11 protein-coding genes and 1 pseudogene are annotated in these 14,550 nt (G+C 44.5%); all 12 read right to left on the minus strand.

What is annotated here, in order from left to right; genetic code table 11:
- Positions 1-527 (minus strand): annotated as a pseudogene (locus tag QVP67_RS13700) (hypothetical protein); the annotation flags it as partial.
- A 26-nt stretch (positions 528-553) separates the two neighbouring features.
- Positions 554-3,388, minus strand: coding sequence for a hypothetical protein (locus QVP67_RS13705; RefSeq protein WP_288180226.1), 2,835 nt, complete (start codon positions 3,386-3,388; stop codon positions 554-556).
- A gap of 518 nt (positions 3,389-3,906) precedes the next feature.
- Positions 3,907-4,974, minus strand: coding sequence for a family 43 glycosylhydrolase (locus QVP67_RS13710; RefSeq protein ID WP_022164128.1), 1,068 nt, complete (start codon positions 4,972-4,974; stop codon positions 3,907-3,909).
- Positions 4,926-5,129: a hypothetical protein gene (locus QVP67_RS13715; protein WP_022164129.1), complete on the minus strand. Its 204-nt coding sequence runs from the start codon at positions 5,127-5,129 to the stop codon at positions 4,926-4,928. The genes QVP67_RS13710 and QVP67_RS13715 overlap by 49 nt, the downstream gene beginning before the upstream one ends.
- A 35-nt stretch (positions 5,130-5,164) precedes the next feature.
- Positions 5,165-6,256 (minus strand): chorismate transformation enzyme, FkbO/Hyg5 family, encoded by a 1,092-nt coding sequence (locus tag QVP67_RS13720; protein ID WP_022164130.1) that lies wholly within the window; start codon positions 6,254-6,256, stop codon positions 5,165-5,167.
- Entirely contained in the window at positions 6,253-8,022 is a 1,770-nt protein-coding gene (locus QVP67_RS13725) for a hypothetical protein (RefSeq protein WP_022164131.1), read from the minus strand. Before QVP67_RS13725 ends, QVP67_RS13720 begins: the two co-directional genes overlap by 4 nt.
- A 26-nt stretch (positions 8,023-8,048) precedes the next feature.
- The gene (locus tag QVP67_RS13730) at positions 8,049-8,831 is read right to left on the minus strand and encodes an IclR family transcriptional regulator (RefSeq protein ID WP_022164132.1); all 783 of its coding nucleotides are present in this window, start codon (positions 8,829-8,831) and stop codon (positions 8,049-8,051) included.
- Between the two features lie 152 nt (positions 8,832-8,983).
- Positions 8,984-10,417: a rhamnulokinase gene (locus tag QVP67_RS13735; protein WP_022164133.1), complete on the minus strand. Its 1,434-nt coding sequence runs from the start codon at positions 10,415-10,417 to the stop codon at positions 8,984-8,986.
- A gap of 9 nt (positions 10,418-10,426) precedes the next feature.
- Positions 10,427-11,065, minus strand: a complete 639-nt coding sequence (locus QVP67_RS13740) for a class II aldolase/adducin family protein (RefSeq protein ID WP_071150680.1) — start codon at positions 11,063-11,065, stop codon at positions 10,427-10,429.
- Between the two features lie 39 nt (positions 11,066-11,104).
- Entirely contained in the window at positions 11,105-12,880 is a 1,776-nt protein-coding gene (fucI, locus tag QVP67_RS13745; RefSeq protein ID WP_022164135.1) for an L-fucose isomerase, read from the minus strand.
- Between the two features lie 88 nt (positions 12,881-12,968).
- Positions 12,969-13,952 carry a GntR family transcriptional regulator gene (locus tag QVP67_RS13750; RefSeq protein WP_288180227.1) on the minus strand — a complete coding sequence of 328 codons (984 nt, stop codon included), beginning with the start codon at positions 13,950-13,952 and terminating at the stop codon, positions 12,969-12,971.
- 506 nt (positions 13,953-14,458) lie between these two features.
- Positions 14,459-14,550, minus strand: a 92-nt coding sequence (locus QVP67_RS13755; RefSeq protein WP_288180230.1) for a hypothetical protein, incomplete at its 5' end; no start/stop codon positions are given.

The raw sequence follows: 14,550 nt of genomic DNA on the forward strand, positions 1-14,550 counted from the left end.
GCCGGATTATCAGAAACAGCCACTCCGACACGTTGCGTATTGCGACGGGTCCACCATTCGGTTCCGTAAGGTTGTAACCGTTCTGAAGCTGCCATGTGCGTACCTTTCGTACCTACATAATACAAATAGTATTTTCCGTCATATTTGATTATATACGGGTTATGAGCCATGGCTCCATCCCACCTTATACTGTCGACGTAGCCCAATGCTACGTTAACAGGTTGGTAGGGTCCTTCTGGTCGGTCGGCTACTGCATAGGCTATTTCCGAATGCGAGATCCAGCTTTCGTGCCGGCTCTCTCTGGGCCATCGCGAATAATACAGATGATACTTGCCGTCGTATCCTTCAACCAGACTGCCGCACCAGATGTTCCAGGCAGAATCGTACATGACATTCTCTACCGGAATCGTCTGAACCATATCGGCCAAGGCAAAGTCCTTACCTGGTACAAAATTCCGCCCGGAACAGGAAAACAGCATCTGCGCACCGAAACAGGCAAACAGCCCGTAATAAGCATATCTTTTCATGGTATCCGATTTTATTTATTCTATAGTTACTTTACTTCCAATACACAAGTTTTCTCAAATCCCATATATCCGTAGGAGAAGACTACTGATTTCTTTTTGGCTTCTTTGAGCAAGACATAATTACCTCTGAATATACCACTATTGACATCGGTTTCTTCTACAGAAATTTTCTGGGGAAGTTCATCACCAACTTTTACTTCTACCCATCCTTTATCTCTCTTATCCCAATGAATGTTCAAGGCTGCCTTCAGTTCTACTACCACAGTATCTCCCACTTTGGCAGAAGAAATTTCATTGCCGTCGGAATCACTCACACCAATAGAATGACTGCCTAACGTGGCAAATGTCAGAGTTGCCATCCATCCTCTGTTCGAAATGGCCCAACCTTCCGTTGCATAAGCAAAATTACCGATATTGTCCAAGTCTTTCTCTGCTTGCCGCTGATAAGAGCCGCTTCGGGGGAACTGCCCGTCCAAAGGAGTTCCTTCCAACGTACCACGGCACGAGCCCAACATGCCATATCCGTTAGGATGAGCATCCGGCCAGCCATATTCCACTCCTTCCCAGAAACCGTTCTTTGCTACACGTTCCGCACTTTTATGGCCAATATGGGTGCCAACCGGATTGGCTCCGAATACAAAATCAACCTGAGCCCATCCCAAACGCCGCAATGCATCATCATTCAGCAGGTAAGAAGCAGCAAACAGGCTTCCTCCCAATGCCGGTGCTCCACCCAGTTCTTTGGTCTGAGGATGAGCGAACTCGGTTTCGGAATGTGTCCGATATTGCCAGCAATTGTTCGTACGTTGTCTGATATGGTTCGCCCATGCACGCAACTTCTGTAAAGTTCCTTCGGGCGCCTTATCCGGAGCAACCATCAGGAAAAAAGCCAATGCTTGAGGAGTGATATGCTCGCCGTTGCGAATCCACCACATGTGGCGGGGATTATTGAAATCCCAGTTATCAATAATGTCCTGAGCGCTTTCCTGAGCATATTTCAAGAATTTATCCGGATTTCCGTCCGGCTCATTCAACTCGCACAGATACATAAACAGGTTGCTGAATACCGATTGCCCGAATACATTACCCATTTCATTAAACTCCTGGAAACCATAATCAACCCACTTGGTACTGTAAGTCCAGTAACGGACTACTTTATGCCGGTCGTAAGCTTCCCATTTCTCCAGACATACTTTCCGGTAGTTTTCGTATTTCTCCTTACTCAAATAAGGTTTAAGAAACGAATGATAGGCTGCGCACAAAGGAGCCAGATGGTCGAGTGTATTCCAGTAGTCATAAATCATGCGTTCTTCGCCCTCGTATCCCAAGGTTCCGTGACGGTTCTTAATCGGACCGTTGAAGTCGACATGATGATAAGCAAACTCTCCATGCCACAACATCAGGTCTATCAAATCGGCTGTCTGCTTATCGCCCAGCTCGGTTGTCCAATTATCAAACAATGCCGGATTGGAAGAATAGTACAGCAGTTCATACAAAGCTTCAAGTCCGAAAGCCCCCTGGTCGCGCGAGGGTCCTCCACCATACACGTTAGCTTCGTTCGAATGAACGGGATCTTCCGAACCACGTACGTCAATAAAGAAATCGTAAGCCAATTTTCCGGATACTTTTTCCATCAGATGGTCGGCAATCCAGAAAGGAACAGAGGTGCCCCTATCCTTCACTTCTACAATAAATTCATCGGTTGTCCGAGGATTGAAATCGGTGAACCATCCCTGTCCATACAGCATTCGTCCTTCGTATTCCGTCTGGCCGGTACGGGTATTAATGATCTTAAACGGAGTATTGTCCGGAGCACCAAAACATACAAAACGTTTGGCTTCATTCAGATTGTAACCAACCTGATTCACCAATGGCTGATAATTTTTGAAGACGGGACGACGAGGATTGCTGATTGGTACATGCACATTAAAACTTACTCCTTCCTTTGCATAATCTTCCATCGCATCTGCTGCCAAGAAAAGCATGGTAGGTTTGCCGTCTTCGATCAGCAATTGCGGACGTTCCAAGTGTACCAGTTTGGTCAATGTACCATCCTTCCATCGAATCTCCGGCACAGACACTAATGGAGATTTCACCGGTTTCCAGTCGAAACCATCCTTCGAATAGAACAAGGCCAGCGACCGTCCTCTGTTTGTAAAGCTACCGTGCATATCCTTCACAATGGCATAGAGCAGACCATCCTGACACCAGATATAAGGATCTTCGGCCGGGAAATCGGAACCGGAAGCGGTGAAGATAGGTTGAGGATATTTCTTGAAAGGTCCCGTAGGAGAGTCTGACGTCGCACACAAATGCACCACCGGTCCGCCCCAAAGTCCACCTTTCTTCTTGGCAACAGCTTTATACACCATCAGATACTTTCCATCCGGAGTCTGCGTAATAGAAGGGTTGGCAATCATCTTGGCATCCCAGGCCGTACTGTCGGCCGAGACATCAATAAGAGGAACATCGAACCGCTTCCAAGGTCCGTAAGGCGATTCGGACACGGCTACGCCAATACGCTGGTTATTGCGGTGGGTAGGATTCAGGCTCGATTTCATGTTGCGCCCATCGCCCGTATTACCGGTATAATACAAATAATATTTATCGCCGAAACGATGGATGGTGGGATTATGTGTATTCAACCCATCCCAATACTTGGCACCTCGCGCAGGCAAAGCCAGATCGCTGAAACGGTAAGGTCCTTCTTTCTTTTCAGACACAGCATGAGCCACTTCCGAATGAGTTACCCAGGCCAGAAAACCGTACTCTTTTTTCCAGCGCGAATAGTACAAATGATACAATCCGTCTTCCCCTTTAATCGGAGAAGCTCCCCATGTGTAATATTCATCTGACTTCAAAACAGATTTCTTATCAACCGGATCGAGATTCAGAGAATAGTTCTCTGCCCGGCCTTTTGACTGAGAAAATGCAGAAAAAATACTGCACAAACAGAACATTCCGATAAATATCTTCCTCAACATCATATTGTAATTAATGTATTAATAATTAAAGTTTCACAAGTCATTCTATTTGCTTTAACCTGATTAAGCCACCGGTCCGGTATGGATAAACCAACAGTTTATTGCGGATAAACTGACAGTTTAATACGAATAAACTGGCAGTATAAAAGGAATAAACTCACAGTTTAATACGGATAAACTCACAGTTTATTTTCTGTAAACCGAGATAAACTAATACCTCATTATCTATCAACCAGTTACAGCTTTCTTCCTCACAGCAAGCAATTAGCGTGTACAATAATACAAAAAACGAAACAGAACCGGAGTAATAAAACGAATTATGCTTTTCCGGAAACGTTTTTATTCCTCGAAAACGTTTCCGAAAAAGCATAAATTCTACATTCCTGTAAGTAAGGTCAGCGACCGGCCGAATATACAAAATCATCAAAATCGGCAGGAATCCGTATGCCGGATCCATAGTTCAGAGCGTACATTCCTACCATCGTTCCCATAAATCCCCACATCGGAGTACCTTCGTCGCTTAAGTAAGAGGCGTTTTCTATCGTACCGGTCAGGTGCCAGTTCACGTTGTCTGTACTATAATAGAAAGAACGCTTCAGCCCCTCTACCTTCACCCGCAAAAATACGACACCAGCGTTTATTCCTCTAGTTTCGGCAACCACTCTTTTAATCTTCTCGCGTCCCCGTCTTTCTTCTACAACCAATCTGAAACCATTGTCTCCATCCTTACGCAACGAATAGGAAGCATAGGTTTGCGTATCATAGTAGCACAACAAGCCAGCCTGCTCTACAGTCTGCGGAGTAAAATCCATTTTAACCGTTGCCGTATAGAACTTGTCTGTTTCTCTCTGCACCACAATATTGCGTGCCTGGATATCATCAAGAGTATAATTCCCCGTATACAATCGAAGCCATCCTTTCCGTTCGTCCAAACGTCTTTCTTCATAAACAGGATTCCGTACATTCAACCATTGTATGCCCAGCTTTTGACTCGAAAAATCATCGCTCTGCTTTGTCTTTACAGGCGTATAGGGCAAGTCGGGAAATTCAAACGTATCAGGCAGTCCTTGTTTGTCACAGACAAATGGCCAGCCATCCTTTTTCCAAATAACCGGATAGAGGCTTGTCTCACGTCCCAATTGCGAATATCCTTTCTTGCTGTAGCTGTTCTTCAACGATTCATCCCTGCGCTGGGTTATCACGGTGATATACCAGTCACCGTTGGGAGTAGAAAACATCTTTCCATGTCCCTGATGTTTGTTTACGGCCTTTTCATTATACTGTGCCAGAAACGGATTACCCGGATATGACTCGTACGGACCGTAAATCTTTTTAGAACGGGCCAGCAACTGATGGTGTCCTTCAAAAGCACCGCTTGAAGCTGCCATCATAAAATAATAGTACCCATCCTTTTTCAGCAGATGAGGCCCTTCGGGAGCAGCTTTTTTTCCATCCGTTTCCATCCACTATACTTCATATCCTTTTTATTTTGATTTAACTGTTCCACATTATCACATTCCTTTTTATTTGCCTGATTCTTATCAGTATTTCCAGAACAAGCAGCCAACGAAGCACACGCAAATACCACCAAAAACGTTTTCAATACATTCTTTTTCATAACTACACTTTTTTTTATTTGACAATTATAGATTATTATTCTATCGCAATCCCTTCTATCTCTATCAAAAGCTCATTTCTGCATACATCTGTTTCCAAATAAGAAATGGCAATACTTCTTTCCATTGATGACAATAAATGCTTTACTGTCGTATAATCATGGGCATATTTCAGATAGACTCTTAACAAGCAGCAACGTGCGTCGCCTGTTAATTGAGATATATTCTCCATGGTAATTGCAAACTGCCGTTCGATCCCGACTCCTGTCAGGCTTTCTTCTCCCCGAATAGCAGCAGTTCCAGATATATATACCATACGCCTGTCTGCCAAAGTCAAACTTTTAGCTCTTTCAAACTTTGGAGTGGTTTTACAGCTACCAGCACTCATCAATACATTTTCCGAATAAGCATGTGCAGCTACTTGCAATTTGTTGTCAATAGGTGTAATTCGACACACGTCAGATTGCAGCATAACAGCATCAAAATCCACTAACACTCCGCCACAGGTACTTCCAATGCCAGTAGCAGCCGGATAACCATCCTTCCACAAGGTAGATGAATAAAATTCACTCCGAGCATTATTGAACATCTGATAATGTTGTTGTCCATCTGACTCCTGTGCAGTAATCTGTTCGATATAATTCCATTGGCGAACAATAGAATCAATACCGAAACCTTCCTCATCCAACACATCTTTCATCTGCCGGAATATTTCTTTCGACTGGGCATATATATCCGTTGACAAATCGGCCTGCCATCCCCCCGAAAAAAGGAAGCGACCATCATCATTCTTCAACAGAACATAAGCATTCTCTCCAGAAGTCTTATAGAATATATTGTCACGCTCATCTGGCAGATAACTGCACACTTCCACTACCAGCCTTCCTTCTAAAGGAGGCTGAGCTATATAACTGAGTACAGGTCTTTTATTTCCAAATTTTTCACGGGCACAATTCTGAAGAAAAGTTCTATGTTCTATATACTCCTTATTGTTTCCCGGCGAACCGAAAAAGGTCAACCGAAATACGTTTTCTTCTGCCAATTGGGTAAACAACTCCCTTGCCATCTGCTCAAAAGAACCTTCATAGGCCTTGTAGATGGCATAACAAATTTTCTCACAATAATTCATAAAGAATTTACATATTCGGTTAATGCTTCAATGTCTTTCTTGGAAACTTTCTTATCAATGCCATGACGATGTACTTCGAAGACCTCCTTCATTGTAGCAGCACGTCCATCGAAGAGGTATGGAGCCGTCCGCCATACTTCACGTAAAGTCGGAGTATCCCATCCCTTTTCAAACTCTACATCTTCTCCAATCCGATGCATCTTCAAATCGGTATAATAAATACCACTATGGCATTCACCACATTTTAGTTTATCAAAAACTTCCTTTCCTGCTTTAGCTTTCTCGGACAGTTCTCCATTCACAAGGTAGGGACTTGGAACTGGCTGTAAAGATTTCAAATAGGCGTCCACACAACGGGCATCTTCTTCTGACACATCGAAGAACTGAATAAACTTAAATCCGGCACGTACTGCCCACTCTGCCGATTCACGTACACCCGAAATCATACTGGGCGGAGTCACGTGGCTAAACAACATGCTTTTGCAGTTTTTGGAATTTCCCACACCGTCATTCATCAAGTCCCAATTCATACCATCCGTACGTCCGTCACCCGGGTGGCAGCCATTACAACTCTGCCAATTCTGAAAACAATGAGAGGCATCATTAAAGAACTTTTCTCCTTTATTTATATCACTCTCTACACGTCCCGGATTCATATCAACCGAAGTCAACTGATAGGAATGCACATCCATCACATTAAGTATATCGGCAAAATAGGTAGGAACAATCAAACGGTTGCCTGCCAAAAGAATAGCACGTGGACCGTTACCCTGTAATGGAATACGTTCACGCAATCCGTATAAAAAAGTAAGATCATATTCCAACATACTCTTATCAGGGTATGCCAAAAACTTATCCAACATTTCTTTATGACGTATTACACTGATTTCATGTGTTCCCGAATGGGAAATAAATATATTCTCATCATTACATGCAATACTCCAAATGCCAGCTGCTCCTCGTTCAGGCTCATCGACTATCACTACCCCAAGAAACTCCTGCTTCTCCGTATCAATCACACTAAATGCGCTTGTATTCATCCAGCCTTGCTGCAATTGCGAAGTCGGTACTGTATAACGACCAAGATTGTGCGATACATACACATATTTGCCATTGGGCGTAATGCATATTCCGCGCAAAGCATTACTTCCATTAGCCAACTGTATATCTTTTACTTTCGTAAAACTTTCGAGGTCAATTACCGATACACACGCTGCCACGTAATCCAAGTCGGCCCGTTGTGCAGGAAGGAAATTAGTAACATACAAGAACTTTCCATCTTTACTAATCACTGCCGATTTTGGTTCTCTAAGTACAGCTACCGTACGCATTACTTTATTGGTTTTCAGATCTACCTCCGATACCGTGTTCTGAAACTGGTTACAAACGTACAAGCATCCCGCCTCCTTATTCACAATCGGGCTACAAGCTCCAGAGCCGGTCTCTACAGCTGCCAGTTCTTTTCCGGATGTTAAATCCAGCACATGCAGTATACCTTTCGATTCGAAAGTTGTAGCATAAAGAGTGTTACCGTTGATACACACTCCAGTTGGGATTTCTGACATAGCAAAAGTTCTTTCCAGCTTTTGTCCATCCGGCGAATAAACCGCAACCCGTTTCTGTCCTTTTTCCGACATTACCAATTTGCCTTGAGCATCCAAAGCAAGTCCTGTCGGAAATAGTGGAGTCTGATCCGCCCAAGCAGACGTAGCCATACCAAACATTAATCCCAGTAGCAAGCATTTTACGTTTCTTTGTGTTTTCATGTTTTTATATACGGTTCATTAACTGTTTATTTTGTTCGAATATATCCCAATTCACTAGAGATTCGTTTTGCAGCCTCGATTATCAGAGAAGCGTCCTTTTCTATGACTTCTTCCGGAAGCCGGTCTTTTGGACCGGAAATCCAAATCGCCCCACAAGGGTATCCTCTATAATTAAAAATAGGCGCACCGATACAAATCACTCCCGACAGTTCTTCCTCATTATCCATCGCATATCCTTTTTGCAGTACCTCTTCTAATTCTTTCAGATAATCTTCACGGGAGGTTATTGTCCGTTCATTATACTGCTTAAAATCCATATAGGACAGATAACGGTCTCTGACATTGTTAGGCAGATAAGCCATAATTGCCTTACCCGGTGCCGAACAATGCAACTCAAAAGGTTTTCCTGGAGAAAGTGTAAAACTAAAGGCGTGGAGTCCTTGCGCCTGATCTATAAATATTCCTTTTTCTTCTCCCATCACTCCGAAGCACACCGTTTCTTTCACACAATCACGCAGATTGCGCAAATGAGGATAAACGGTCTCAAGCAGCTGATGTTCGTTCAAAGCACGGAAACCCAGTGTCAGCAATTTGCGCGAAAGTTTATAACGACGGGAATCCTCATCGTATATCAGATACTCCAAACGTACCATTGTATTCAATATACGATAAGTTGTAGTTTGGGAAATTTCAAGATCTTCCTTTACCTCCTGCAGCGTTTTTCCTTTAAAGCTGTATGAGAGATATTCCAATACCGCCAAACCCTTTTCAAGGTTAGGTACTTTGTAGTTAGAGTCCTGATTTTCCATATTTGAACACATGTTTTCCGTATTTGAAATAATGTTTCACTTCGGAAATAAATATAAATATCTCATCGAAATAAAACAAAATTTTAGCCAGTTTTTTAGTCGCGTTTTTTATTTCGTTTTGATCTGTATGTTTTTTCCTCAAACTGTTACAATCAACTGCGCGGATAAAACATCTGCACCTCAAAACTATCAGCAACGATTCTTCGCAATTCATCCATGCCGGACAATTCACCTTTTGCCATTGCCTGCGTAAGAATATTGCCTATAGCTGTTGCCTCTACGGGACCAGCCTGAACAGGAATACCCAGTGCATCGGCAGTTAACTGATTGAGCAAGCGGTTTTGCGATCCACCGCCAATGATGTTCAGTCGAGAAATCGGTACAGACAAGAAACCATTCAGACGATCTACCGCCTGCCGGTACTTGGCAGCCAGCGACTGCAACACACACTTCACCAGTTCTGCTTTACTCTGCGGTAACCGGAAATTCTGCTGACGGCAGTAATCCAAAATGGCGGCTTCCATACTGGCAGGATTCATAAAACGATCATCGTCTACCGGTATGAACGCATCGGTAACAGCTTTTTCAGCTTGCGGAATAAGCTCATCATAAGTTTGCTCTTCTCCCCGCAATTTCCATTCTGACATCAGGCGTTGCAAAATCCATAACCCCGTAATGTTTTGAAGGAAGCAAATGCGATTTCCTACACCTCCTTCGTTCGTAAACTGCGCCATTCGGGCTCCTTCCGTCAGAACTGGTCTATCCAGTTCTACTCCCAGCAATGACCAGGTACCCGAACTGAGATATGCCACTGTTTCGTTTGTCACCAGTGCCGCAGCTACAGCACTAGCAGTGTCGTGCGAACCTACTGCAATCACGTCAACAGCTCCCAAGCCTGTTTCGCGGGCTACTTCTTCCGTCAAACGACCACGCACATGCCCCGGAAAAACAATCTCTCCAAACAGATGTTCCGGAAGCCCCACCGCACGAATGGTATCCGACGACCAGCAGCGGCAACGCGCATCCAACAACTCGGAAGTAGAAGCAATGGTGTATTCCGTATTAGCCGTACCAGTCAGGAAATAGCTGAACAAGTCTGGCATAAATAGCAGTTTATCGGCTACATCCAGTTGCGGGTCACTAGCTTCCTTCATACTGTACAATTGGAAGAGAGTATTAATCGGCATTACCTGTGTACCGGTTACTCGATAATGTTCACCTGGTTCCAACAGACGGAAAACTTTCTCTGGCATCCCTTGTGTACGTTCGTCACGATAGCAGACCGGATTTCCCAACAGATTTCCGTTTTTATCGATCAGACCAAAATCAACTCCCCAGGTATCTATACCGATTCCACTAACCGAGTAGCCCCGTCGGGCAGCTTCTTTCAGCCCGTTCTTCATCTCCTCGAAAAGAGCCGGAAAATCCCAATACACATGCTTCCCCATACGTACCTGACGGTTAGGAAAACGGTATATTTCCTCCATCTTCAGTTTTCCGTGAACGAGGAAGCCGGCAATGACTCGCCCGCTTCCTCCTCCAAAATCAACTGCCAGATAAGTATTCTTAACTACAGTTTCTTTCATAATGTCATACTATTTGGTTTTCTTGCCCAGCACGTACGTTTCCAGATCGTCTATTTCGGCAGGAGTAAGTACATCGTACGCCCCACCCGACTGTACCATAATGCGGCACGCCATCTCAAAGAACATGGCACGTTCGAAAGCCTCATCAAAGTCTTTGCCACATACCACCTGACCATGTTTGGCCAACAATACTGAATTATGGTTGCGCATCGCCTCTACCACTCCGGCAGCAAGTTCTTTCGAACCCGGACGATAATAAGGCACTACAGGAATTTCCGTTCCTACATGGCAAGGAATTTCTGCCGTTACATTGAAGTTTGTCGGTCGGTTCTTCATACAGGCTATCACCGTAGCATACTCTGACTGGAAATGCAAAACCACATTCACATCCGGACGCTCGCGAAGGATACCCAAATGAAAACCGCTCTCCATCGATGGTTTCACTCCGTTCAGCGACTGGCCGTCGGCAATATTGCAAATAGCCACATTCTCTCTGCGAAGAGAAGGAACCCACGAGCCGGTTCCTGAAATCAATGCCTGTTCGCCAATGCGCCACGACAAGTTACCACTACTGCATATAGTCAACCGGGCATCACCACAACGGTGAGCCTGCGAAATAAATTCCTGAATATGTTCTTCTGTTATCATCATAATAAATATTCTTTTTTCAAATTCTGCAATCTGAGTTTATTTATAAATAGGTCCATAAGTAGCACAAGCCCGATAGTCGGCACCTTCCTTATCCATGCCGAAAGCATTCCATGCGGCAGGACGGAAAATCTGGTCATCTTCCACATTGTGCATGCAAACCGGTATGCGCAACATCGAAGCCAGCGTAATAAGATCCTGACCGATATGACCGTAACTGATGGCACCATGATTAGCTCCCCAATTGTTCATTACCGAATATACATCTTTGAAAGCCGGTTTATCGCACAAACGCGGCACAAACCAGGTAGTAGGCCATGTCGGGTCGGTACGCATGTTCAGCTTCTCATGGATTTCAGGATCAATGGTCACCGTCCATCCTTCGGCTATCTGCAGCACAGGGCCAAGACCTTTTATCAGATTCAGACGCATCATCGTAACAGGCATTCCTCCCTTAGACAGGAAGTTCGAAGAGAAACCTCCGCCACGGAAGTAATCACGGTCTGCCGGATACCAGGTTGTTGCTTTCAGACAGTTGTCTACATCAGCTTCTGTAATATTCCACGGTTCTTTCATCACCGGATTGCCATTTTCGTCAACCGACTGTCCTGAGCCGTCCAGTGTAGTTGCTCCAGAGTTAATCAGATGGATGATACCGTTAGCAGCCAGACCTGTCAGTTCCTTACCTGTTACACGTTTTACAGCTTCGGGGCTCCAATAGGTACGTACGTCCGAGAATATCTGAGCACGATTGGTCAGCAAGTGTCCGAACAGCATAGCTACACCGTTGCAGGCATCATTTTCAGTAGCTACGACAAAAGCTTCGCGAATGCCGTTCCAGTCGAAAGATGTGTTGAGCAATGCTTCGGGATAGTCACCATTGGGATAAAAATCTGTCCACTGACGCTGTCCCTGGAAACCGGCTGCTATGGCGTTGTGGCCCAATGCCTCTTCCTTGAATCCCAGTTCTTTCAGACGAGGATTACCTGTCATCAGGTCGCGCATGATAATCATCATTTTCACCACAAACTCCCAGTCGGCATCTTTCTGCTCGCGAGTCTTGCGCTTCTCGGGACGGTTTTTGAAGTCTTCTCCTTCGTTTACCTTACAGTATTTCTCGGTCCAGGCCATTGCCTTGGCATACTCTTCAGGATCGTAAATACCTTCTGTCATGCGGCGGATGATTTCAGTCAGGTCCACTGATTCGTTGCGCATGCCCAAATACTCCTGGAAGAAATCCGGATTGACAATCGAACCTGCGATTCCCATAGATACACTACCCATAGACAGGTAAGACTTGCCACGCATCGTGGCCACAGCCTGTGCCGCACGGGCAAAACGAAGAATCTTTTCGGCTACATCGGCCGGTATGCTGTTATCGTCCAGATCCTGTACATCGTGTCCGTATATGCCAAAAGCCGGTAAACCTTTCTGAGCATGTCCGGCCAGTACGGCTGCCAGATAAACTGCTCCAGGACGTTCGGTACCGTTAAATCCCCACACAGCTTTCGGATAATAAGGATTCATATCCATTGTTTCAGCGCCATAACACCAGCACGAAGTGACAGTGATGGTAGAACCTACTCCTTCACGCTCGAACTTTTCGGCACAAGCCGCGCTTTCGGCTACCCGACCAATGGTTCCGTCGGCAATCACACACTCTACCGGACTACCATCTCCGTTTTTCAAGTTGCTGCTGATAAGCTGGGCTACAGCTTTAGCCAGATTCATAGTCTTTTCTTCCAGACTCTCACGAACTCCGCCCTGACGACCGTCAATGGTGGGACGAATACCGATTTTAGGATACTTTTTCATAATTCTGATTATAATGAGTAGAATAAATTAATATGTATTTTATTAAAGATTATCTATACTGATCTGTGCTGATTCCCGGATAAAAAAATTATAAGGAACATCGCAGCCTTACCTCCGTCGGGAGGTATTCCTGCACTGTCGTGTTATTGAGAACAAAATGTGCCACCTCATCGCCCATCTTATGCCAGTCGATGGTCAGTGCAGTAATTCCTTCGTCGATTACTTCGTACGAAGGAATATCGTTATAGGCCAGCAGTCCGAAGTCCTTTCCACACTTCAATCCCTCTAGCCTGCCCTGTTTCACTACCTTAACCACATCCTGTTGTTTGATGGCCAAATAAGCCGTTTGCGCTTCAACCTGCAGATTGTCTACATCGTCTTCGATCGTGCACTCCAGACGGTTTGCCTGACAAAAACGCACAAAGTAATCCTTGCTGCTCTGCGGATGTTTCAGCGTACGCGGAAACAAAAAGACAAATCTCCGGTAACGGGTCAACCGGTCTTTCAGACTGTCCAAAGCACGATAGAACGATTCGTCAAAATCCTGGCAAACATACGAGTACTTTGCTTTATCGAACTTACCGAAATCGAGCAATAACAGCCTGGCGGGATTGATTTTATGCAATGCCTTACTGAACTTCTCGTTGTCGAAGTTCATCACTACATACTTGTTGTACTTGCCCACAGATTCACGGACAATGGTATTGAAGAGGTGCTCGTTATACTGATGAAACAACAAATCTACTTTATAATTGAGTGGAAGATGACTCACAAAACTGTTGTACAGCGTTTCTTTAAAAGGTGTATATTGGTCGAGCAAAAGCAATACGTTTGTAACCTGACTCGTAACAAAATAACCTTTGCGGGGCGTTGAGTCAATCAGTCCCCGTTCCCTTAAATCCTGGAAAGCCTTGAATACAGTATCACGCGAAACCCCATACCGACGGCTCAGTTCGTTGATGGAAGGCAAAGAGTCTCCTTCCAAAAACTCACGCATCGAAATAGCCTGGCTGATACGGTCGGCCAGCTGCGTTACTTTACTTGACTGTTGTCCGAATGTGTTGCTTTCCACGGTGTTTTTTCTACTTAAAGCACAGGCATTACAGCTGTGCTGAACTATACTGATACAAAGGAAAGTATTTTTTGCAAAGAAAACGACACTCAGGATGGTGTTATACAACATATTCACATAAAAAAGCCAGATTGGCGCAATGTTTTCGGCAAATGCAGTCAACGATAGCAATAGGACTTTTTTGCATAGTTAGGAAAAAATATTTTCCTAACTGGAGAATAATTTTTTCCTAACTGGGGAAAAAACAGAGCCCTTAAGTCGTTTCACCACAAGCCATACTTGCACGGTTCGCAAGCCATGCAAGTACGATTCATTCATCAGACAGATCACCTGATCGGTACTGATAGAAAAAGAGGGATGTGTCTTCACGACATATCCCTCTCAAAACCCATACCAGTAGTGATTCTTTTATATTATTAGAGGTATAATGAAGAAGAGAGTAGACCGAATCTGGCTACTGCATGGGCAACTAAACATCTATCAAATCGCAAAAAAACATCTATCTATCAGTCAGTCGCCCCGCCTCCCAATGCATTGTACAGACTGATCATATACTGACACTGGGAAAAACTGTCCGAAACAACATTCAGACGTGCAC

Source organism: Bacteroides sp. CAG:633, assembly GCF_000435115.1.
Lineage (GTDB): Bacteria > Bacteroidota > Bacteroidia > Bacteroidales > Bacteroidaceae > Bacteroides > Bacteroides ndongoniae.

Bases quoted from the DNA above. Each gene is read 5' to 3' on its own strand.
- QVP67_RS13710 (WP_022164128.1), bottom strand. From the start codon at position 4,974: ATGGAAACGGATGGAAAAAAAGCTGCTCCCGAAGGGCCTCATCTGCTG.
- QVP67_RS13715 (WP_022164129.1), bottom strand. From the start codon at position 5,129: ATGAAAAAGAATGTATTGAAAACGTTTTTGGTGGTATTTGCGTGTGCT.
- QVP67_RS13720 (WP_022164130.1), bottom strand. From the start codon at position 6,256: ATGAATTATTGTGAGAAAATTTGTTATGCCATCTACAAGGCCTATGAA.
- QVP67_RS13725 (WP_022164131.1), bottom strand. From the start codon at position 8,022: ATGAAAACACAAAGAAACGTAAAATGCTTGCTACTGGGATTAATGTTT.
- QVP67_RS13730 (WP_022164132.1), bottom strand. From the start codon at position 8,831: ATGGAAAATCAGGACTCTAACTACAAAGTACCTAACCTTGAAAAGGGT.
- QVP67_RS13735 (WP_022164133.1), bottom strand. From the start codon at position 10,417: ATGAAAGAAACTGTAGTTAAGAATACTTATCTGGCAGTTGATTTTGGA.
- QVP67_RS13740 (WP_071150680.1), bottom strand. From the start codon at position 11,065: ATGATAACAGAAGAACATATTCAGGAATTTATTTCGCAGGCTCACCGT.
- fucI (WP_022164135.1), bottom strand. From the start codon at position 12,880: ATGAAAAAGTATCCTAAAATCGGTATTCGTCCCACCATTGACGGTCGT.